This is a genomic window from Paracidovorax sp., assembly GCF_057642795.1.
The window spans coordinates 1-668 of the sequence record NZ_JBXYZY010000035.1; the positions used below are offsets into that span (position 1 = coordinate 1).

The following is a 668-nucleotide window of genomic DNA, read 5'->3' on the forward strand; positions in this document are numbered from 1 at the left end:
TTATGAGGACTACTAGTTTGTTTTAGGTTAGTATTTATTACTAAGTTAGTGCCGTAAGGCTTAGATTATTATTAAATTAGTTATTATTATTTATTAGTTATTATTAGTGTCGGATTCTTCAACTTTTGAACTTTTCAACTTTGTAAACTTCAACTTTGGAACTTTTCAACTTTGTAAAATCCGTAAGTTGTAAATCATTCATCAATATTACCTGTGGATAACTCTCTTTCAAGATTGTTTATCCAATACTCCCAATAGCTATCGGATATCGGGACATCTTGTACTAAGGGAAAGTTCTGGATACCTTTGCCACGGCCAAAACTTTTGCGATAGATACGAATATAGCCAGCCTCTTTCAGCTCATCAAAGGCCGCCCTATGAGCATCGCGCCCGTTCCTTGAGCGCTTAGAAAGCTCATCGATGTACGGTCGCCATGTATCTTTATTAGACATTAGTACCAGTAACAACCCTTTGGCTTGTAAACTAAGTTCAGAGTTTTGAGCAGAATGATTGCTCATCTGCAGATAGTTCTCGTGCGTATTCCTGATTATGTACTGCATAGCTCATACTATTTCTCCTTTACAGCCAATAACTCTTGATAGAGTTTTAGCAATCTGCCTTGACGTTCCCATTTATCAAAAAGGTTTCTGTACGCTTTTTGAGTCTCT

Annotated in this window: 1 protein-coding gene; it reads right to left on the reverse strand. The window is 36.8% G+C overall.

Features of this window, described 5'->3' with window-relative positions; all coding sequences use genetic code 11:
* Window positions 1–194 precede the first annotated feature (194 nt).
* On the reverse strand, window positions 195–518 hold the full coding sequence (locus AC3A84_RS14540; RefSeq protein WP_487970605.1) for a hypothetical protein: 324 nt from the start codon (window positions 516–518) through the stop codon (window positions 195–197).
* Window positions 519–668: the final 150 nt, after the last annotated feature.